Source organism: Enterobacter cloacae complex sp. IR5459 (genome assembly GCF_049238005.1).
GTDB classification, from domain to species: Bacteria; Pseudomonadota; Gammaproteobacteria; order Enterobacterales; family Enterobacteriaceae; genus Enterobacter; species Enterobacter hormaechei_C.
In genome coordinates, this window is the sequence record NZ_JBMKIG010000005.1 from 394,154 (window position 1) to 413,925 (window position 19,772).

Below are 19,772 nucleotides of genomic sequence, written 5' to 3' on the forward strand. Positions count from 1 at the left end.
GGACGCCTTAGCGTCCGGCAGAAAATTTACCAGCGGTAATAGATGTGTTCAGCATGATCGCGCACGGGGGCGTCGACACCCAACAAACGAGCAGAGAGCGTCAGCGCAAAGTCAAAAGCGTGCCCCAGCCCCTTGCCGCTGATGAGGTTATTATCCTCCACGACCGGCGCATCTACATATACTCCATCATCAACGCTCTGCCACAGATCGCCGGAACAGACGTAGCGGCGCCCCTTCAGTAGCCCGTTACCGCCCAGCACCCGCGCGGCCGCAGAGCAGATCGGGCAGATAAGTTTGCCGTGCTCGTCATGCGCGGAAACAAAGCGGATCACCTCCTGGTTAGCAGCAAGATTGACGCTCCCCTGCGGCCCACCGGGCAATACGACCGCGTCATACAGCTTATTAATGCGCTCCGTTAACGTACTGTCAGCCACCATGGGGATATTATGGTAACTCACTACCGCACGGGACTCCGCGCAGGCCAGCGTCTCCACCTCAATCTGTAAACGCCGCAGAATATCAATAGTGATAATCGCTTCTGCTTCTTCAAAACCAGGTGCCAGCAGCACCGCAACGTTAGCCATCATAAACCTCAAATAATGAAACAATGTAAAACATCGTTTCATTTTCTCGCTTTATCAGATCACAATCTTGCGCCGCGATCACAGAACCGTATATTGAGTGAAAATTGATTTAGCTCAAATTTGATACGACAGGATATATTTGCAAATATTATTTCTGATTTATCACTTTTACAGAATTTCCCGCCAAAGAACGTTTCCTGAAACGATAAAAATGAGCAAAATTGATTTTACACCCTTTTAAATCAACATGTTATATAATTACCAATCTCGTAACCTTCTTTCTATTCTGGGCTATATTTAAATTTGTAATCTATGGTAAACACAGCCCAATTAAGAGTTTTCTTAAGTCGAAGAGAAGCGTATGCTTATTTAAATCGAACACAGGAAGTGAATTTTCGAGTTTTTACCTTGCAGAAATCAATTTCCGCCATTCAATCGTGAATACCTGCCGGGTCAGGTTAAGTAGCGGACATCAAGTCCCACAGTCAATAAGGATATGAGAATGACTACCCAAACGATGATGCAAAAACTGAATGCCCAGATGAACCTGGAGTTTTATGCTTCAAATCTGCATCTGCATTTGAGCGCGTGGTGTTCCAGAAAAAGCCTCAACGGCACTGCCACCTTCTTTCGTACTCAGGCGCAAAGTAACGTCACGCACATGATGCGTGTCTTTAACTTTTTGAAAGCTGTCGGGGCAAACCCTACCGTCAAAGAGCTTGAAACGATTGAAGATAATTACACTTCTCTGGAAGAACTGTTTCAGAAAACGCTCGAAGAGTACGAGCAACGCTGTGCGAAGCTGAGCAAACTGGCTGATGAAGCCAAAGCGCAACAGGACATCATTACCCTCACGTTTTTACGCGATATGGACAGAGAGCAGCAGCAGGATGGCATGCTGCTGAAGACGCTCGCAGATGAAATCCGCAACGCGAAACGTGCGGGGATTTGTCTGGAGCAGACGGACCGCCATCTTCTCGACATTGCTACCGTGCAACACCACTAAGTCCTTCACCCGCTCCCGTCAGGGCTGAGAGTTCCCCACAAAATAATGCCTGCACAGACGGCCCCCTCTCCCTTGAGGGAGAGGGCTGGGGTGAGGGGGAACATACGGCTCTGGTGGTCATTCCGTTCACTTTATGTTCCTTGCTACTCTGTCACGGCATAACCGGTGAACGTGCCAGGGTGGCTCAGTCGCCACCACCCTGGCGACCCGGGCTTCCGGCGGAAAATCGCCGCTTCGCGGTACCTTCGGCTTATTCCTTCCGGCTTATCGGGGACGGGCGGAGGTAACATCCCTGTAAAGCCCGCCCTCTCGGCGCATCCCTGCGCCTCGCCCCGGCCTACAGGAAACGCCTCAGCGATTTACAGCCGGACCGAGGCATCGCTGAAAGCCTTCAGTTATTCTGAAGGCAACGTTATCGCTTTTGCTTTCAAATTACTGGGGATCCCTCAGCCCGTCAGGGAGTGGGTACCAACTCCCTGCTTTTGCTGACATTTAACAAATCAGATCTTGCTCCCAATGAATAACCATACATCGTGTAATGATTTGTTTAATTACATTCATTAACGAGGGAGCATCATGATCACCATTGAGTTTATTGTCATTATTCTCTGCCTGCTGATAGGCACCCGCTTCGGCGGGATGGGCCTGGGGCTGATAAGCGGTATCGGCCTGTTTATTTTAAGTTTTGTCTTTGGTCTGCAACCCGGTAAACCACCGGTTGACGTGATGCTCACAATCCTCGCCGTCATCGGCTGTGCGGCCACGCTACAGACGGCCGGTGGCCTGAATGTAATGATGCAATTCGCAGAGCGCCTGCTGCGTAAACATCCCCAGCACATCACCCTTCTCGCACCGTTTACCACCTGGATGTTGACCTTCCTCTGCGGGACCGGTCACGTCGTCTACACCATGTTTCCCATTATCGCGGATATCGCCCTGAAAAAAGGCATTCGCCCGGAACGGCCGATGGCGGTGGCCTCGGTGGCCTCTCAGATGGCGATCACCGCCTCCCCCGTTTCCGTGGCCGTCGTTTCGCTGGTCTCGATTCTGGGTGCGCAGCACGGCATCGGTCACGCGTGGGGGATCCTCGAAATCCTCGCCGTTTCCGTACCGGCCTCACTGTCTGGCGTTGCCATTGCGGCACTGTGGAGCCTGCGCCGGGGGAAAAACCTCGCAGACGATACTGAATTTCAGGAAAAGCTGAAAGATCCGAAACAGCGGGAGTTTATCTATGGAGGAACGGAGACGTTGATGGATCAGCGTTTCCCGAAACAGGCCTACTGGTCAACGTGGATCTTCTTCGCCGGGATTGCCGTTGTGGTCCTGCTGGGTGCGCTGCCCGAGCTGCGTCCGGCGTTTGAGATCAAAGGCAAAATGACAGCCCTGTCGATGAACCTTGTCATTCAAATGATGATGCTGATCGCCGGGGCCATCATGCTGATGACCTGCAAGGTAAATGCGTCGGCCATTTCAAACGGGGCGGTATTTAAGGCGGGGATGGTCGCGATTTTCTCGGTGTTTGGAGTGGCGTGGATGAGCGATACCTTTTTTCAGGCGCATCTCGACGAGCTGAAAATGGCGCTGGAGGGGGTGGTGAAGAGTCATCCCTGGACGTATGCCATCGTGCTGTTCCTGGTATCAAAACTGGTCAACAGCCAGGCTGCGGCCTTGACCGCGGTCGCCCCGATGGGGTTGATGCTGGGCATCGAGCCGAAAATGCTGGTGGCCTTCTTCCCGGCATCCTACGGCTACTTTGTGCTGCCGACCTATCCGAGCGATCTGGCCTGTATCGGATTCGATCGCTCCGGTACCACCCGCATCGGTAAATTCATCATCAACCACAGCTTTATTCTGCCGGGGCTGATTGGCGTCAGCTGTGCCTGCGTGGTGAGCTATCTGCTGGTGCAGACGTTCTTCTGATCCTTCTGCGGGCGACAGGCTTTGTCGCCCTTCGACGTAAAAGCAGAAAAGGGTTTCTAATTTTAAAACATCGGTTTATTTTAGTGTGACTCACCCTGCGGTGTGAAGCGGAGTTCAATCAGCGCAATCGCTTTCTGGATCGCGCGGAGCGTAACCGGGTCCGCCGCAGCAGGATGGTTGGTGAAATCGATGTTTTTCAGTTGGGTCGACATCTTTTCGCGTACCTCAACCGGCGCGATAACGTCAATCACATCAAGGATTTGTTTGATAACCAGCTGGCAGGCGACGACGTCAGATACCAGTTCCTGATCGGCGCTCAGGTTTTGTGACATGGGGTTCTCCTTATTCAAAGGCCGCCATAGTAGCAAAACAGACGCCCTTCCATCTCCCTCTCGTCGTCCGCAGACATAAAAAAACCTGCCGAAGCAGGTTTTTTTATCAGAACATCGCACCCGGTGGGACGTCTTTAAACGTTGTGCAGTAGTTTGCCCACATGCTTTTCAGGATTTTGCGCAGTTTCATTATGTTGCTCCAGTAACGTGTTATGCAGGTGTTATTGTCAATACGCTTATAATATGACCACCATCACAAAAATCAACCATTTTGTGACCTGCATCACGGTTATTAAACCCTCAGTGCTGCTGGTTTGTTAAAAAAAGCCATGATAAATCTGCACGTTACAGTCTTATAAATTCCAGTAAATGTTTATAAAATTTTTTGAGCGGGCAGGAAGAGAATGAGTGAAAACGTATCCGGCAAAGAGAGCCGTGGATTATCGCCTGCGGCGCTGCTGGTGGCCGGTGCTTTCTTTATGGAGTTTCTGGACGGGACGGTGATTGCCACCGCGCTGCCGGACATGGCAAAAAGCTTCGGTGTACAGGCCGTGGATCTGAATATCGGCATCAGCGCCTACCTGATCACCCTGGCCGTGCTGATCCCCGCCAGCGGCTGGATCGCCGACCGCTTCGGCGCGCGAAAAGTGTTTGCCCTCGCGCTGGCAATCTTCACGCTGGCCTCGGTATTTTGCGGCCTGTCCACCACGCTCGATCAGTTCGTCGCGATGCGCGTCCTTCAGGGCATGGGTGGCGCGCTGATGGTGCCCGTGGGTCGCCTGGCCGTGCTACGCACCACGCCAAAACATCAGCTCATCACGGCAATCGCCACCCTGACGTGGCCTGCGCTGGTCGCGCCGATCATCGGCCCGCCGCTGGGTGGGTTCATTACCAGCTATGCCGACTGGCGCTGGATCTTCTTTATTAACGTGCCGCTGGGGATAATCGCCATTTTGCTGGCACTGCGCATCATTCCAGACCTGCATGAAGATACGCGCCGACCGTTTGATTTACCGGGTTTTGTTGTCACCACCCTTGCCATGGTGAGCCTGGTTTATGCGATGGAGTTGATGGGCGCAGAGCCTCTGCGAACAGGATTAACCGCCACGCTGTTTATCGTCGGTATCGTCGCGTTAAGTCTGGCACTGCGTCACTTTAAGCGGACAACCTGGCCGATGATCAGACTCGATGCGATGCAGGTGCCGACGTTTCGCGTCACCCTGTATGGCGGATCGCTGTTTCGCGCCTCCATCAGCGCGGTTCCGTTCCTGTTACCGCTGATGTTCCAGGTCGGCTTTGGCATGGACGCGTTCCATTCGGGCCTGCTGGTGCTGGCGGTTTTCGTTGGCAATCTCACCATTAAACCGGCGACGACGCCGCTTATCCGCAGCCTGGGGTTTAAGCGGCTGTTGCTGATTAACGGTGCGTTGAATGTCCTGGCGTTGCTGGCCTGCGCGTTTCTGACGCCGCAGACGCCCGCGTGGCTCGTCATGCTGATCCTCTATCTGGGCGGCGTTTTCCGTTCGATTCAGTTTACAGCCATCAGTACGCTGGCTTTTGCGGATGTGCCATCGGTGCAGATGAGCTATGCCAATACTCTGTTTTCAACCGCAACGCAGCTTGCCGTGGGGCTTGGGATCACGCTCGGGGCGATTGGTATTCGTATCGGGGAAAAAGTCAGTGAGGCGATGGGGATTGCCGGCATGCCGGGAATGAGCTTCCGGCTGGCATTTGTGGCGATCGCACTAATCTGCCTGGTGGGAATGGTTGACACGCTGCGTCTGACCAAAGATGCAGGCAGCGCGGTCTCATCGAAAAAGTAACGCTATCTGCCGGGCAGGCAACGCACCGCCCGGCAAAACGGAATCAGCCAACAATACCGCGCACGAAGGCTTCGATCTCTTTGTCCTGGCAGTTCTCGAAGAAGCACTGCTGGAAGCGCTGGCCTGAGACGGCGGTTTTAACCAGCTCAGGATCGATTGCTCGCAGGGTATCCAGATAGTTTTCTTTCACCACCGCCGCTTTCACCTGGTTCAGGATCCCGGCGTTACGCACCTGCGGCTCTTTACGCTCTGGTGGATAACCTTCGCCATTGCGTCCGGTAAACGCTTTCTCAAAGATAAAGCGTACGTTCAGTTCTGCCCCCCAGCCGAAGCCCTTCGCAAAAGGCAGAGAAAGCGCGTTACCGTTGTTGATTTGCGCAAACAGGAAGGCATCCGCAGGATCGATGCAGTAACCGCAAATCACACCCGGATGGATGTTCAGGGACATCAACGCGCCCTGCCCGGTACCGCAGCCGGTGACAACAAAATCGACAGCTTTAGCGTTAAGCAGAATGCTCGCCATGATGCCCAGGTGAATATAGGTGAGATGATGATCGTTCTCATCACTCATACCGACGTTATAGACCGGGAAACCTTTCTCATCAGCAACGGCTTTCAGCTCATTAAGGATGATGGGATTTTTAGCGGCCTGGCTGTTTTCCATCATCAGTGCAATTTTCATCTTGTCTCTCCTGAATGCATGGCGGGCGATCCCGCTGTGGATACTTTTTCCACTTAACCTTACTATCAAACAAACACACTTTCAAATTAAGTGAAAACTTGTTTTAAAAAACAAAGATGCGCTCACAATTTCGCGCGGTGGCCCGGCTCGTTGCACAGTGAGAGGGCAGATCCTCCGGCTATTCCGGCCATTGCGTCACATCGCGTTGGTTACAATGGCGTATTTCCCGTCACGCAGAGTGAACCATGAAACGTGTAATCATAGCCGGAACGATCCTGTTGCTCGCCGGGTGCAGTATCAACCGTCAGGCAGAAATCAGCAGTACGGATGCCCCAAACGGAATTGTGCGCCTCGACTATGGCCAGGCCATGCTGCAAAACGCCTGGTCTGATGAGTATGTTAATAACGGTACGGCAACCAAAGCCTGTCAACATATGGGCTACGCCACCGCGTCAGCCTACGGGCAGCCAATTAAAACCTGCACCCTGATCAGCGGTTCACTCTGTCTGAACGAAAGTGTGACCATTCAGTATAAATGTCAGGGATATGCTGTTACCTCTTCCAGCCAGAATCCGTGGTATTAACCGCTACTGCCAGTCACGCTGGCAGTTTATTTAATAAGAACTAAAACAATTCTCATTAATAAATATAAATAGCGGCAATGCGTTTTATTCCCATTCGTATTTTTAATAAAGAAATATTTATTTTACTTTTTGCAAATAATTAAATAACAAATTATAGTGTCGCTCATCGTGAACCAGAATTAATAAACCGGAGCTGCACCATGTTAAAAACTGAAATGATCGACAAGCTCAATGCGCAAATGAATCTTGAGCTTTTTTCTTCCCTGCTTTATCAGCAGATGAGCGCCTGGTGCAGCTATCACAGCTTTGAAGGAGCGGCCGCCTTCCTGCGTCGTCATGCCCAGGAAGAGATGACGCACATGCAGCGTCTGTTTGATTACCTGACGGACACCGGCAGCCTGCCGCGTATTGATAACGTGGCATCCCCTTTTGCCGAATACGGCTCTCTTGATGAACTGTTCCGCGCCACCTATGAGCACGAACAGCTGATCACCCAGAAAATTAATGAACTGGCTCATGCCGCCATGACCAGCCAGGATTATCCAACCTTTAATTTCCTTCAGTGGTATGTGGCTGAACAGCACGAAGAAGAGAAGCTATTTAAATCCGTACTGGATAAATTATCTCTGGCAGGTAAATCCGGGGAAGGTCTGTACTTCATTGATAAAGAGCTGTCGACGCTCGACACGCAGAATTAACAGAAAAGCGGTGCTGAGTTTTCAGCACCGCTTTATTTAATGACGGCAAATTTTACTTTCGTGAGTGGAAAATCCGTCTGCTGCCGGAATGAATTTTCCGCGCGCCGCCAGAAACGCCACCAGCTCCGCGGCCGTCATCTCTGAAGCTGAACAGGTATGGAAACGCGCCGCTTCGCCAAAGCGGGCATGTATCGCCTCAACCAGACTCTCCTCAGTATACCGCTCACCTGACTCAATCATCATATTCAGCACGTCGTGTCCGTGAATTGACATGGTTACCTCTCGTAAATAAAAAGCAGACTAAACGCTCCCTCCACGGCACGCTTTGCGCTGGCTCAGGTTACCCTTTTCTTTTTGTAAATTAATCATTACACACTATGTAACGGTGATTTGACGAGACGGGGCTTTTCCCTTACTCTGCGCCGCAGAATGAGTCGCGGTATGGAAGCGTTGTAGAGGAAAGCGTGAAGAACAGAACTCTGGGAAGTATTTTTATCGTCGCCGGAACGACAATTGGCGCAGGAATGTTGGCCATGCCGTTGGCTGCCGCTGGCGTCGGGTTTGGGATTACCGTAGTGCTGCTGGGCGGTCTGTGGGCCCTGATGTGTTACACCGCGCTATTATTGCTGGAGGTTTATCAGCATGTCCCTGCCGATACTGGCTTAGGCTCCCTGGCTGCACGCTATCTTGGACGCTACGGGCAGTGGATCGCCGGTTTCAGCATGATGTTCCTGATGTACGCCCTGACTGCCGCTTACATCAGCGGCGCCGGGGAGCTGATTGCGTCAAGTATCAATGACGGCTTCGGTGCGTCGCTTTCACCGGAAACAGGCGCCATTGTCTTTACGCTGATTGGTGGCGGCGTGGTTTGCGCGGGCACATCGCTGGTCGATCTGTTTAACCGTTTTTTGTTCAGCGCCAAAATTCTTTTCCTTGTTGTGATGCTGGTGCTGCTGGCACCGCATGTTCACAAGATTAACCTGCTCTCCCTCCCGCTGGAGAAAGGTCTGGCGCTTTCGGCCATCCCGGTTATTTTCACCTCCTTCGGTTTTCACGGCAGCGTACCGAGCATCGTGAGCTATATGAACGGTGATATTCGCAAGCTACGCCGCGTCTTTGTTATCGGCAGCGCCATTCCGTTGATTGCTTACCTGTTCTGGCAGCTGGTGACGCTGGGCAGTATTGATTCCAATACCTTTATCGGCCTGATGGCAGAGCATTCTGGTCTGAATGGATTCCTGGTTGCCCTGCGTAACGTGGTGGCCTCTTCACACGTGGAGCTGGCGGTACATCTGTTTGCTGACCTGGCCCTGGCAACTTCCTTCCTCGGCGTGGCGCTTGGCCTGTTTGACTATATGGCGGATCTGTTCCAGCGGCGCAATACCGTTGCGGGACGCTTACAGACGGGGGCGATGACCTTCCTGCCGCCGCTGGCCTTCGCGCTCTTTTACCCGCGCGGGTTTGTGATGGCGCTGGGGTATGCTGGCGTGGCGTTATCGGTACTGGCCCTGCTGCTGCCTTCCCTGCTGGCGTGGAAGAGCCGCCAGCAACATCCGCAGCAGGGGTATCGCGTGGCGGGCGGTACGCCAATGCTGTGCGTGGTGTTTGGGTGCGGCGTGGCGATTATTCTGGTGCAGATTTTGATTGCAGCGGGGATGCTGCCGGAAGTGGGATAACTTATTTATACAGGTCCAGAGGTACTGTTCCGTTCACCTTAAGATCAACAGAATATAATTTTTTCACAGCATGTGAACGGGATAAGGGGGCCGCCGCGGCCCCCTTATCAATCCCCGCGGCCCCGCGGAAAATCGGTGCTTCGCACTGCGCTCACCTCCCGACCATCTGCCTGCGGTCGGCTCAACTCGACATCCTGTCTCGATTCGCCTCTGGCCGCCATCCATGGCGTCCAGCCCTTGTCATCTGGTCTCCGGTTCGCCGATTTTAGCGGGGACTCAACACCCGTGCCCCATTCAGGCCACAGTAATTAATGATTTAATGCAGGCAGCAGCTTTTAAACTTCTTCCCACTCCCGCACGGGCACGGGTCGTTACGCCCCACCTTCGACCCGTTCACGATCGGCTTTTTCGCTTCCGGCTGCTGCGGGTTAGCCACCCAGTAGTTATACAAGCGCAGCGCCGCAGGCTGAATGCTCTCGATGCTGGCCATATACTCCTCTTCGGTCAGCGCATCCAGCTTCTCGCTGTTCTCTTCCGTCCCGTGCAGGGCAATCACCGCCAGGTCCGCTTCCAGCGCTTCCGGCAGGGATGACCAGTCCGTCAGCGCCACGCCGCGCATGTAGCCATAGCACCACTCTTCCACCACTGTATAGCTCTGACCGTCAACGTCGTTATAGCCAAACAGCGGTTCAAACTGATCCGGGTATTCGCTCAAACGCTCGGCAATATCGTTCATGTGCTTAAAGCAGAGATCGATAAAACGGTTCATCTCACGATCGTTTTTCCAGCGAGGAATATATTTCTCACCACCCCAGACCGCCACCAGCCAGGTGTCGGGCTCCACCACAACGGGACCGGAAAGTACTGCGGTAAGCATGCCGTCCAGTTCGGACACGTCAATCACGGATGCATCGTCGTGACCGTAAGAGATTAATGTCTCTTCCAGCCACGCCATCTCGCTTTCATTTAATGGGCCTTCAGCCATTGCTGATACTCCTGATAAAAAAAACGATCCTGACATATATCGCCGCGCGTGCCTATCTGAAGTTTAGGTCTTTATTGCTGCAAAAACGTGCAAATCGTGACCGTTGCACAACTTATGGGCTTTGTTGTTAAGGAGATGTGATCTCCGCTGTAAATTCATATCATCCCGCAAAGGCGCATAAAACGGCGCTCTATACTCAACGTGTTGTGACCCGGTCAAGGGATTAACCATTCTGGCAACCTTTTTGCTTAATGTTCTGCGCGCTTCGCGGTGCGTGGGATCCTCGCCGTATTAAGCATGAGATTGCTTCTAAAGTGCATTTTGTTCTCGCTCTTGTTTTTGGATTTACGATGCCATCAGGCGTTCGGGTTTATACCTGGTGCAAAAACCTCTTTGCTAAGGAACATAATAATGTCGCTGAAATTTACCAAAACTCCCCTCTCCCTGGTGCTGGCCGGTTGTCTGGTGACGGCCTTTTCCGCGCAGGCCGATATCGTCATCGGCGTGGCCGGGCCGTTCACAGGCCCGAACGCAACCTACGGCGATCAATACTGGCATGGCGCTACGCAGGCGGCGGAAGACATTAACGCCGCCGGCGGGATCAACGGTGAGAAAATCAAACTGGTTCAGGGCGACGACGCCTGCGAGCCCAAACAGGCCGTCGCCGTTGCCAACCGCTTAGTCGATCAGGATAAGGTGAAAGCGGTCGTCGGCCACTTCTGCTCTTCGTCGACCATGCCCGCCTCCGAGGTCTATAGCGATGCCGGGATCCTCTCCATCACTCCCGGCTCAACGAACCCACTGATTACCGAACGTGGCATGAGCGACATATTTCGCATGTGCGGACGTGACGACCAGCAGGGCCAGGTCGCCAGCGATTTTATTCTTGATAAGCTGAAAGCCAAACGGGTGGTCATCATCCACGATAAAGACACCTACGGTCAGGGGCTGGCGGATGCCACTAAAGCGGCGCTTGCGAAACGCGGCGTTAAGGAGGTGATGTACGAAGGGTTGTCCCGCGGGGAGAAAGACTTTAACGCGCTGGTGACCAAAATCGGCGCACAAAAACCGGACGTGGTGTTCTTCGGGGGCTGTCACCCGGAAGCGGGCCCGCTGGTTCGCCAGATGCGTGAACAGGGCGTGCAGGCGAAGTTCTTCTCGGGAGACTGTATCGTCAATGAAGAGATGGTCACCGCCGCCGGTGGGGCACAGTACACCAACGGTATTTACATGACCTTCGGTAAAGATCCGCGCCTGATCCCGGACGGAAAAGCCGTCATCGAGAAATTCCGCACCGGTAAATTTGAACCTGAAGGGTACACCCTCTACGCCTACGCGTCTGTGCAGGCTATCGCGGCGGCATTCAAGGCCACGAAAGGGACGGATTCCGCAAAAGCCAGCGAGTGGCTGAAGGCCAACCCTGTCGACACGGTGATGGGTAAAAAAGCCTGGGACAGCAAAGGTGACCTCAAAGTCTCTGACTACGTGGTCTACCAGTGGGATGACAAAGGCAAATATAAAGAAGTGCCATAACGGGACGGAATCTGCTCAGCGCCGGCAGGTCTGACTGTCGGCGTAACCCTTTATTCAGGTGCGCGACCATGAGTACATTCTTTCTGCAACAATTAATTAATGGCTTAACGCTGGGGTCGGTCTACGGTCTTATCGCCATCGGCTACACCATGGTGTACGGCATCATCGGTATGATCAATTTCGCTCACGGCGAAGTGTATATGATCTCCGCCTATCTCTCGGCCATTGGCCTGGCCCTGCTGGCGTTTTTTGGACTCCACTCCTTTCCGCTGCTGATCCTGGGAACGCTGGTTTTCACCATCGTGGTCACTGGCGTTTATGGCTGGACGATTGAGCGCATCGCCTATAAGCCGCTACGCAACTCGACGCGTCTGGCGCCGCTGATTTCGGCCATCGGGATGTCGTTGATACTGCAAAACTACGTCCAGCTCAGCCAGGGCCCGCGCCAGCAGGGCGTGCCCACCATGCTTGATGGCGTGCTGCGTTTTCACCTTGGCGAAGGGTTTGTCCAGATAACCTATACCAAAGTCTTTATCCTCATCGCCTCGTTCGCGGGCATGCTGGTGCTGACCTGGATTATCAACCGTACCCGCTTAGGACGCATGTGCCGTGCGGTACAGCAGGATCGTAAGATGGCCTCCATCCTGGGTATCAACACCGACAGAATAATTTCGCTGGTGTTTGTTATCGGCGCAGCCATGGCCGGGCTGGCGGGCGTGCTGATCACCATGAATTACGGCACCTTTGATTTTTACGTCGGGTTTGTTATCGGCATCAAGGCCTTTACGGCGGCGGTGCTGGGCGGCATCGGCTCTTTGCCCGGTGCGATGCTTGGCGGGCTGATTCTGGGCGTTGCAGAAGCGCAATTCTCCGGGATGGTGAACTCGGATTATAAAGACGTGTTCTCGTTTGGATTGCTGGTCTTAATTCTGATCTTCCGTCCTCAGGGGCTGCTGGGCCGCCCTGTCGTGGCTAAAGTGTAAGGAACAACGCGATGACCTCTGACGGTTTTTCCCTGAAGCGCTGCATTCTGGACGCAATTTTTTCCGGAATGATCGCCCTGATTATTTTCGGCCCGATTGCGGGTGTGATACTGGATGGTTACAGCTTTACCTTTGACGGCCAGCGGCTGGCGTGGATTGTTGGCACGGTGATGGTGGGACGTTTTTTGCTGAGCGCCTTTTCAGCTACGGCGGCCGGAAGACGTTTACAGACGCGGTTTGAATCCGACAATGCGGGCGTGTATGTCCGGCCGCCGGCGTATAAAAGCCGCATGCGCTGGATCATTCCGCTGATTGTCACGCTGGCGATCTGCTTCCCGTTTGTAGCAACGAAATACCTTCTGACGGTTGCCATTCTCGGACTGATCTACGTCCTGCTCGGTCTTGGGCTGAACATTGTTGTTGGCCTGGCAGGGCTGCTGGATCTGGGTTATGTCGCCTTCTATGCCATCGGCGCTTACGGGCTGGCGCTCGGGTATCAGTATCTGGGGCTTGGGTTCTGGAGCATGCTGCCGCTGGCGGCGCTAATGGCCGCGGGCGCAGGCGCCCTGCTTGGCTTTCCGGTGTTGCGCATGCACGGGGATTATCTCGCCATCGTCACGCTCGGGTTTGGCGAGATCATCCGCCTGGTGCTGAACAACTGGCTTAACTTCACCGGAGGGCCTAACGGCGTTTCAGCCCCTGCCCCAACCTTTTTTGGCCTTGAGTTTGGCCGACGCGCCAAAGAAGGCGGCGTCCCCTTCCACGAGTTCTTCGGCCTGACCTATAACCCCAACATGAAGTTTATTTTCATCTATGCGGTACTTTTCCTGGTAGTCATGCTGGTGCTCTACATTAAACACCGGCTGACCCGAATGCCCATTGGACGGGCGTGGGAAGCGCTCCGTGAGGATGAGATTGCCTGCCGTTCCATGGGGCTGAATCACGTTCTGGTCAAACTCTCGGCCTTCACCCTGGGCGCATCGACGGCAGGTATCGCCGGGGTGTTTTTTGCCACCTACCAGGGGTTTGTTAACCCGACCTCTTTCACCTTTTTTGAATCGGCCCTGATCCTCGCCATTGTGGTCCTGGGCGGGATGGGCTCCACCGTCGGCGTCGTACTGGCCGCCTTTGTGCTGACCGTCACGCCGGAACTGCTGCGCAGCTTTGCGGAATACCGGGTGCTGCTGTTTGGCATGCTGATGGTGGTGATGATGATCTGGCGTCCTCGCGGTCTGATCCGCATCAACCGCAGCGGATTTACCGTGCGTAAAGGAGTGGCGCCATGAACGCAACGATTTTACGTGTAGAACATCTGATGATGCACTTCGGCGGGATCAAGGCCTTAAACGACGTCAATCTTGAGGTGCTGCGCGGCTCCATTACCGCACTCATTGGGCCTAACGGCGCAGGAAAAACGACCGTCTTTAACTGCCTGACCGGTTTCTACCGGGCCTCCGGCGGCAACATTCTGTTCAATGCACGAAATAAAACCACCAATGTCATTCAGGTGCTCGGCCAGAAATTCCAGCCGGGCGACTGGCTCAACCCGGCGCAGCTTGGTCAACGCCTGTTCTATAAAATGTTTGGCGGCACGCATCTGGTGAACCGCGCGGGTCTTGCGCGCACGTTTCAGAACATCCGCCTGTTCCGCGAGATGTCGGTGGTGGAAAACCTGCTGGTGGCACAGCACATGCGCGTCAACCGCAATCTGCTGGCGGGTGTGCTGAATACCCCTGCGTATCGTCGGGCAGAAAACGATGCGCTGGACCGGGCGTTTTACTGGCTGGAGGTGGTGGATCTGGTGGATTGCGCGAACCGTCTGGCCGGGGAAATGTCCTATGGTCAGCAACAACGCCTCGAAATCGCCCGCGCCATGTGTACCGGCCCGGAGATGATTTGTCTCGATGAACCTGCTGCCGGCCTGAACCCGGTGGAGACGCACAAGCTGAGTGAGATCATCCGGTTCCTGCGCGACCACCATGACATCACGGTTTTGCTGATCGAGCATGATATGGGGATGGTGATGGGCATTTCAGATGACATCATTGTGCTCGATCATGGCGATGTGATTGCCAGAGGTAAACCGGCTGAGATCCAGCACAATGAAAAAGTTATTGCCGCGTATCTGGGCACCGACGAAAGCGAGGTAAATCTGTGAGCGAACCGATGCTTCAGTTTCAGGATGTGGATGTTTTCTACGGGGTGATCCAGGCGTTGAAGCAGGTTTCGCTTGAGGTTAACAAAGGGGAAACCGTGGCCCTGATTGGCGCTAACGGCGCGGGGAAGTCAACATTACTGATGTCTGTCTTTGGTCAGCCCCGGATCCGCAACGGGCAGATCCTCTTCTGCGGCGAGGATATCAGCCACAAATCTACCCACTATGTTGCCACCGGCGGCATCGCGCAGGCACCTGAGGGACGACGCATTTTCCCGGATATGTCTGTAGAAGAGAACCTGCTGATGGGGACAATCCCCGTCGGCAATCAGCATGCAGCGGAAGATATGCAAAGCATGTTCGACCTCTTCCCTCGCCTCAAAGAGCGACGTAACCAGCGGGCGATGACGCTTTCAGGCGGTGAACAGCAAATGCTGGCTATCGCCCGCGCGCTGATGAGCCGTCCTAAACTTCTGCTGCTGGATGAACCCAGCCTCGGCCTCGCGCCAATTGTGGTTAAACAGATCTTCCAGACGCTGCGCGAACTGGCCCGTAACGGAATGACGATTTTTCTGGTCGAGCAGAATGCGCACCACGCGCTGAAGTTGTCCGACCGCGGCTATGTGATGGTTAACGGCCAGATTCGGTTAAGCGGCAGCGGCGAGGCGTTGCTGAAGGATCCGGAGGTGAGGAAGGCGTACCTGGGTGGAGTGTGAAACGAAAAGGCTATAGTGAGAAAAACTCACAGTGATTGCCATTATTAATCGTTTTTCTGATGCGACCGCATTCAAATATCATCTTCACGACCCGCCTTTGCGCGGGTCGATAAAACGTTCAGCCGCAAACTGAATAATAATGATAAGAGGATCCGGGGCAAATATGACACTTGATGCGTTATATCAGTTATTGAAAACTGTATTACCACCTGACACCGATTCAGCCGATGATTTACAGGATTTTATGGCCATGCTTATGGCGACGAAACATCACTCTGAGGCTCTGTCACCGTTTGCGCAGCGCGTATACATGCTATCCGTTGCCCATCGCGACCCTAAGCAAGCGGCTGCGCTGATTTCAGCCTGTCATCCTGAAGCAGGAAAGCCCCTTCCGCTGCTCGACTTCTCCGGCTGGCCGGACGTGCGTTACGCCACGTCGGGTGAATTACAGACGCCCGAGACTGAAGAATATTTTCACAGAATTTCGTCTGCCGCCACGCTATTACGCGCGGCAATCATTGACGCTGAGCAACAGAAAAACACGCCAGCATTTTATATTCTGGATAAGGTACTCAGCCTGAACAGCGCTTTGCCAGAACGTTATAAAAAGATGGCAAACATATCTTATTCATAACGGTATTAATAAACCCGACTGTCATCGTATTCCAGATAATCGATATCCAGCGCCGGAACGACCGGGGTATGGTTTTGCAGCCAGGCCAGAAGATGCTGAATGCTCTCTCTTTTGAGTGAATTTTTTGGCCAGACGAGGTAGTAGCCATCCCCTGTCGCAATAGCTTCCCTGAACGGCAGGCCCAGCAGGCCGCTTTTCAGGGCATCAAGCGTGAGATGCAGGTCGGCGATAGCGATGCCGTGCCCGTTCATCGCGGCAATACTTCCCTGTTCAAGGGTATCGAACACCATACCGCTGCTCATATCGAGCCCCGGGAACAATCCTGTTCTTCGCAGCCAGCGCCGCCAGTCACGTCTGTCCGGTGAAGGATGGATCAAATCGCATTGCGGAAGCCGTTGCCGGGCCGGTTCGATAAGTGATGGGGTACAAACCGGGATAAGCCATTCATGAAAAAGCAGCTGACTCTCCGTTGTGTCACCAAAACGGCCATTACCAAGAAGGATGGCGCAGTCGTAGGGCTCAAGATTGAAATCAACGGTATCAATGTCCATCCAGACGCTGGCAATCTCAACCTGTGGTTTTGCATGGTTGTTGCGAAAAGATCGCAGCACGTCGAGAAGCCATCTCATGGTCAGGGTGCTGGGTGCTTTTAACCGCAGCAGATGGTTTTCACTGCGAAATGCCCGGCAGGCCCATTCAATGCTCGTGAAGCTCTCGTTCAGCTGTCCGGCAAGCACTCGCCCGGCTTCAGTGACCTCCACGCGAGGACCTTGCCTTTTGAAAAGCTCGCAGTCGAACCACAGTTCAAGGGTACGAACATGTCTGCTGACCGCACCCGGCGTAATATTGAGCGTTTCAGCGGCTTTACTGAAGGAGTTCAACCGCGCAGCAACTTCAAACGCACGCAGTGCATACAATGGCGGTAAAGACATAACGTCCCTTAAATGAAAATTTCATTATGCTAAAACTTGTTCCGGGGCAACGCCAGCAAGTAAATCATGGAGAAAAACAATGATCCCCAATATACCGAGTCATATCGATATGGGTCAAAATCGATATGCAAAAAGCTGCGGACAAACTCGTAGCCATTAGCAAAGATGTTTATCTGAACGGCTGCAACAGCGATTACAAACACCATATATGCGATAAATAGCGGGTATTTATGCAGCCTGTTAACTTTTAGTTTCCCGAGATAAAGCAAGAAAAAAATTGCAACAGATACAACAAAATAGACGATGGCAGGCCAAACGGGTGGATGAAGCGAAAATTCTAATTCTTGTGACATAATCAGTTCTCTTTAGCTATCTGGTACATCTGCCATCCCGTAATGCTCCCAGTGGTCAAATCCAGCGCCATTGCGGTTTTAGATGCCTCTTGCCAACCGTAGTTCATATCCTGTACGTTCGAGAGCTTGTCGCCGGAGAACAATGTTTTGATCATTTGTTGATACCCTTGCCCAGCCCATTTGCAAGCTCTTCCACTTTTTCTAAGGAAAATCCAAATGAAGTTATCTGCGAAGCTGCCGCAGGGCAATCGATGAAACGGAGATATAAGAATTTACGCGATAAGGAAACGCCCTCAACGCATAATGATCGAAAAATTATGGTTGTGCATGGGTCAGGCACGAAAAATAAGATTTGTTGTCAGGAAGGGGGAATTGCAGGCACAAAAAAACCACCTTTCGGTGGTTTCACGACACTGCTTATTGCTTTGATTATTCTGCTTTTCCCATGGTAGCCGGAGTGGGACTTGAACCCACACAGCGCGAACGCCGAGGGATTTTAAATCACGCGTGTTATCTATAATTATCAGATACATACGTTAATTTTTCGCCATTAATTCATAATTTTAAGATTCAGTGAATCAAAAGCTTACGGTTAACTAAAAATCATAATGGCGAAACTTTTTTGATCCGTTCACTGACAAAGGAGTGTTGTGGAACGGAGGTTAAAATTCTATCGTACCGACCAAAACCACTCAAAAAACCGGCCGCTTATGGCTGGTTATTTGCCTTCAAAGATGTAGGGTAGAAAATCTACCTATATTGTAGGGCAATCATCATCTAATGCTCGATTGATGAAGAACGTCACCCTACCCAGCACTTCCACTTCTTCAAGCGCTGTTCCCTCAATCGCTTCACCATCATCCGTAATGAGCGCCTTGCCCATGAGTTTTGCAAATTGTGTGTGGCCGTCGCACAAAATTAACAACACATCTCCAGGCGTCTTTTTCGTTGCTGGCTCTATGACCGCAAACCCCATATCAGTTTCGAGCAACCTACTATCCGCCCCGATGTTGCACAGGATTGCTGGGGAAAGTTGACGCTCAACATAATCAGCAGCTGGTGATGCGAATCCCATCAGTGCACCCTCCCCATGTTACGCAGGATCCAGTAACGGTTGTCGCTACCGTCTGTCGTTTTATCAGCGAAACCCGGTTGATTGCGCTCTATCCACTTGTTTGCATCGTCACGGGTAAAGTGCCAGTTAAAACCACGCAACTTTTGTATGAAGCGGTCTGTTCTCAGGTAGCGGTAGCCTTTTGGATTAAGCTCTATGGCCGCAATAAAGGCGGCTTGAATATCTGAATTTCGGGGCATAATCTGCACTCCCTTTATTACTGTGTTTATATACAGTAGTTTTAAATGAAATGCAGATCAATTTGGGTTCGCCTATTAATTTTTAAGGCTGAATGACTGCTGGCTGCTCTGTCAGTTCCAGAGAAGCTTCAGAAGATCTTGTATTCCAAATGCTATCATCAGGCATGTCGAGGCGTACGTCGATCCAGCTGTTGGCCGGAACATCCATAGGAGCCCCTTTTGTTTTGACGATCTCCCCTTCATCGCTCAGCATGTATTTCCGCTTAAAAAGCCGAATCGTCAGCCCACCGCTTTCTGTCTGCTCTGCTTCAACAACACCCAGTTCACCCATTCCACCCGGGTCCATTGGCGGCAACAATTGCCAGCCTTCTGATGCCAGGCCTGCCGAGCCGATAAGAACATACACCCCAACATCCAGCCGCGAGATTTTGATCCCTTCAGCCTCGGCGTTCGCCGTACCGCAGCCGCACCATGTGAATCCATCATTTTCAACATCCGTACGCCGGTTCTCTCCCTGAGACTTAACGATTCTGGCAATGGGAGAGGCCTGCTTAATGGTTCCGTCAGAGGTTACTGTCGTATTTGAGGTTGTCCAGAATGTGAAATAACCGTCCTTAAAAGTGGGCAGATAGGTCACGCAAGTGTTATTTCCACCTTCCCATTGCCGTGCAGCAATGAAGGTTTTGTTACCCTCACTACCGAATGTAACTACCCGGCCATAAGTGCCGTTTGGCTGGGCAGTCGCCCATAAAGTAATTTGTGGATAGGCTGCGGTAATTTTCAAAGGGCCAGTGAAGTTTTTCTCTCCTGAAATGGACTGGTTTCCTTCGATATTTACTGTTTTGTCTAAACCGAGGTTTGT

At 52.7% G+C, this 19,772-nt stretch carries 24 protein-coding genes; 12 read left to right on the forward strand and 12 right to left on the reverse strand.

The features are described 5' to 3' along the window. Window positions 1-26: 26 nt before the first annotated feature. A complete protein-coding gene (locus ACOTX4_RS13625; protein WP_063937723.1) occupies window positions 27-584 on the reverse strand; it encodes a DJ-1/PfpI family protein in 558 nt (185 codons plus the stop codon). Window positions 585-1,086: 502 nt separating this feature from the next. Between ACOTX4_RS13625 and ACOTX4_RS13630 the strand changes: the two genes are divergently transcribed. Then, the gene (locus ACOTX4_RS13630; RefSeq protein WP_003859685.1) at window positions 1,087-1,590 is read left to right on the forward strand and encodes a non-heme ferritin-like protein; all 504 of its coding nucleotides are present in this window, start codon (window positions 1,087-1,089) and stop codon (window positions 1,588-1,590) included. Window positions 1,591-2,166: 576 nt separating this feature from the next. After that, window positions 2,167-3,510: an anaerobic C4-dicarboxylate transporter gene (locus ACOTX4_RS13635; RefSeq protein WP_045896088.1), complete on the forward strand. Its 1,344-nt coding sequence runs from the start codon at window positions 2,167-2,169 to the stop codon at window positions 3,508-3,510. Between the two features lie 80 nt (window positions 3,511-3,590). Here ACOTX4_RS13635 and ACOTX4_RS13640 read toward each other — a convergent pair whose 3' ends face one another. Both ACOTX4_RS13640 and azuC read right to left on the reverse strand, forming a co-directional pair. Next, window positions 3,591-3,842, reverse strand: coding sequence for a DUF2766 family protein (locus ACOTX4_RS13640; RefSeq protein ID WP_003859683.1), 252 nt, complete (start codon window positions 3,840-3,842; stop codon window positions 3,591-3,593). A gap of 106 nt (window positions 3,843-3,948) precedes the next feature. Continuing rightward, window positions 3,949-4,032, reverse strand: coding sequence for a stress response protein AzuC (azuC, locus tag ACOTX4_RS13645; RefSeq protein ID WP_003859682.1), 84 nt, complete (start codon window positions 4,030-4,032; stop codon window positions 3,949-3,951). A 214-nt stretch (window positions 4,033-4,246) separates the two neighbouring features. Between azuC and ACOTX4_RS13650 the strand changes: the two genes are divergently transcribed. Further along, complete coding sequence (locus tag ACOTX4_RS13650; RefSeq protein ID WP_003859681.1) at window positions 4,247-5,665, forward strand: MFS transporter; 1,419 nt, start codon at window positions 4,247-4,249, stop codon at window positions 5,663-5,665. Window positions 5,666-5,708: 43 nt separating this feature from the next. Here the strand turns inward: ACOTX4_RS13650 and ACOTX4_RS13655 are convergent, their stop codons facing one another. Continuing rightward, on the reverse strand, window positions 5,709-6,347 hold the full coding sequence (locus ACOTX4_RS13655; protein ID WP_003859680.1) for an RpiB/LacA/LacB family sugar-phosphate isomerase: 639 nt from the start codon (window positions 6,345-6,347) through the stop codon (window positions 5,709-5,711). A 245-nt stretch (window positions 6,348-6,592) separates the two neighbouring features. Here ACOTX4_RS13655 and yecR point away from each other — a divergent pair, with 245 nt between their 5' ends. Beyond that, entirely contained in the window at window positions 6,593-6,931 is a 339-nt protein-coding gene (gene yecR, locus ACOTX4_RS13660) for a YecR family lipoprotein (RefSeq protein WP_045329919.1), read from the forward strand. Between the two features lie 200 nt (window positions 6,932-7,131). After that, window positions 7,132-7,629: a non-heme ferritin gene (gene ftnA / locus ACOTX4_RS13665; protein ID WP_003859676.1), complete on the forward strand. Its 498-nt coding sequence runs from the start codon at window positions 7,132-7,134 to the stop codon at window positions 7,627-7,629. A gap of 36 nt (window positions 7,630-7,665) precedes the next feature. Here ftnA and ACOTX4_RS13670 read toward each other — a convergent pair whose 3' ends face one another. Further along, the gene (locus ACOTX4_RS13670; protein WP_003859673.1) at window positions 7,666-7,902 is read right to left on the reverse strand and encodes a YecH family metal-binding protein; all 237 of its coding nucleotides are present in this window, start codon (window positions 7,900-7,902) and stop codon (window positions 7,666-7,668) included. 191 nt (window positions 7,903-8,093) lie between these two features. On the opposite strand from ACOTX4_RS13670, the gene tyrP reads away from it, so the two are divergent. Then, window positions 8,094-9,305, forward strand: a complete 1,212-nt coding sequence (gene tyrP, locus ACOTX4_RS13675) for a tyrosine transporter TyrP (protein WP_045329921.1) — start codon at window positions 8,094-8,096, stop codon at window positions 9,303-9,305. A 316-nt stretch (window positions 9,306-9,621) separates the two neighbouring features. Here tyrP and ACOTX4_RS13680 read toward each other — a convergent pair whose 3' ends face one another. Then, on the reverse strand, window positions 9,622-10,290 hold the full coding sequence (locus tag ACOTX4_RS13680; protein ID WP_003859671.1) for a YecA family protein: 669 nt from the start codon (window positions 10,288-10,290) through the stop codon (window positions 9,622-9,624). Between the two features lie 411 nt (window positions 10,291-10,701). On the opposite strand from ACOTX4_RS13680, the gene ACOTX4_RS13685 reads away from it, so the two are divergent. The 6 genes from ACOTX4_RS13685 to ACOTX4_RS13710 all read left to right on the forward strand — a co-directional run bounded on the left by ACOTX4_RS13685 (window position 10,702) and on the right by ACOTX4_RS13710 (window position 16,311). After that, the gene (locus ACOTX4_RS13685) at window positions 10,702-11,823 is read left to right on the forward strand and encodes a branched-chain amino acid ABC transporter substrate-binding protein (RefSeq protein WP_003859669.1); all 1,122 of its coding nucleotides are present in this window, start codon (window positions 10,702-10,704) and stop codon (window positions 11,821-11,823) included. A 68-nt stretch (window positions 11,824-11,891) separates the two neighbouring features. Continuing rightward, window positions 11,892-12,806, forward strand: a complete 915-nt coding sequence (locus ACOTX4_RS13690) for an ABC transporter permease subunit (protein ID WP_003859667.1) — start codon at window positions 11,892-11,894, stop codon at window positions 12,804-12,806. An 11-nt stretch (window positions 12,807-12,817) separates the two neighbouring features. After that, window positions 12,818-14,092 (forward strand): high-affinity branched-chain amino acid ABC transporter permease LivM, encoded by a 1,275-nt coding sequence (livM, locus tag ACOTX4_RS13695; protein WP_045329924.1) that lies wholly within the window; start codon window positions 12,818-12,820, stop codon window positions 14,090-14,092. After that, window positions 14,089-14,964 (forward strand): ATP-binding cassette domain-containing protein, encoded by an 876-nt coding sequence (locus ACOTX4_RS13700; protein ID WP_045329927.1) that lies wholly within the window; start codon window positions 14,089-14,091, stop codon window positions 14,962-14,964. The genes livM and ACOTX4_RS13700 overlap by 4 nt, the downstream gene beginning before the upstream one ends. After that, window positions 14,961-15,677: an ABC transporter ATP-binding protein gene (locus tag ACOTX4_RS13705; RefSeq protein ID WP_017384431.1), complete on the forward strand. Its 717-nt coding sequence runs from the start codon at window positions 14,961-14,963 to the stop codon at window positions 15,675-15,677. Before ACOTX4_RS13700 ends, ACOTX4_RS13705 begins: the two co-directional genes overlap by 4 nt. A gap of 163 nt (window positions 15,678-15,840) precedes the next feature. Then, on the forward strand, window positions 15,841-16,311 hold the full coding sequence (locus ACOTX4_RS13710; protein ID WP_023314369.1) for a hypothetical protein: 471 nt from the start codon (window positions 15,841-15,843) through the stop codon (window positions 16,309-16,311). Window positions 16,312-16,316: 5 nt separating this feature from the next. Here the strand turns inward: ACOTX4_RS13710 and ACOTX4_RS13715 are convergent, their stop codons facing one another. The 6 genes from ACOTX4_RS13715 to ACOTX4_RS13740 all read right to left on the reverse strand — a co-directional run bounded on the left by ACOTX4_RS13715 (window position 16,317) and on the right by ACOTX4_RS13740 (window position 19,694). Beyond that, the gene (locus ACOTX4_RS13715; RefSeq protein WP_022651459.1) at window positions 16,317-17,243 is read right to left on the reverse strand and encodes a LysR substrate-binding domain-containing protein; all 927 of its coding nucleotides are present in this window, start codon (window positions 17,241-17,243) and stop codon (window positions 16,317-16,319) included. A gap of 29 nt (window positions 17,244-17,272) precedes the next feature. After that, the gene (locus tag ACOTX4_RS13720; RefSeq protein ID WP_045329934.1) at window positions 17,273-17,596 is read right to left on the reverse strand and encodes a hypothetical protein; all 324 of its coding nucleotides are present in this window, start codon (window positions 17,594-17,596) and stop codon (window positions 17,273-17,275) included. Window positions 17,597-17,598: 2 nt separating this feature from the next. Next, complete coding sequence (locus tag ACOTX4_RS13725) at window positions 17,599-17,751, reverse strand: hypothetical protein (RefSeq protein ID WP_154816366.1); 153 nt, start codon at window positions 17,749-17,751, stop codon at window positions 17,599-17,601. A 599-nt stretch (window positions 17,752-18,350) separates the two neighbouring features. Beyond that, window positions 18,351-18,671: a hypothetical protein gene (locus ACOTX4_RS13730; protein WP_111946880.1), complete on the reverse strand. Its 321-nt coding sequence runs from the start codon at window positions 18,669-18,671 to the stop codon at window positions 18,351-18,353. Beyond that, a complete protein-coding gene (locus tag ACOTX4_RS13735; RefSeq protein WP_047737181.1) occupies window positions 18,671-18,910 on the reverse strand; it encodes a hypothetical protein in 240 nt (79 codons plus the stop codon). The genes ACOTX4_RS13730 and ACOTX4_RS13735 overlap by 1 nt, the downstream gene beginning before the upstream one ends. A gap of 82 nt (window positions 18,911-18,992) precedes the next feature. Then, a complete protein-coding gene (locus ACOTX4_RS13740) occupies window positions 18,993-19,694 on the reverse strand; it encodes a hypothetical protein (protein WP_234043673.1) in 702 nt (233 codons plus the stop codon). Window positions 19,695-19,772: the final 78 nt, after the last annotated feature.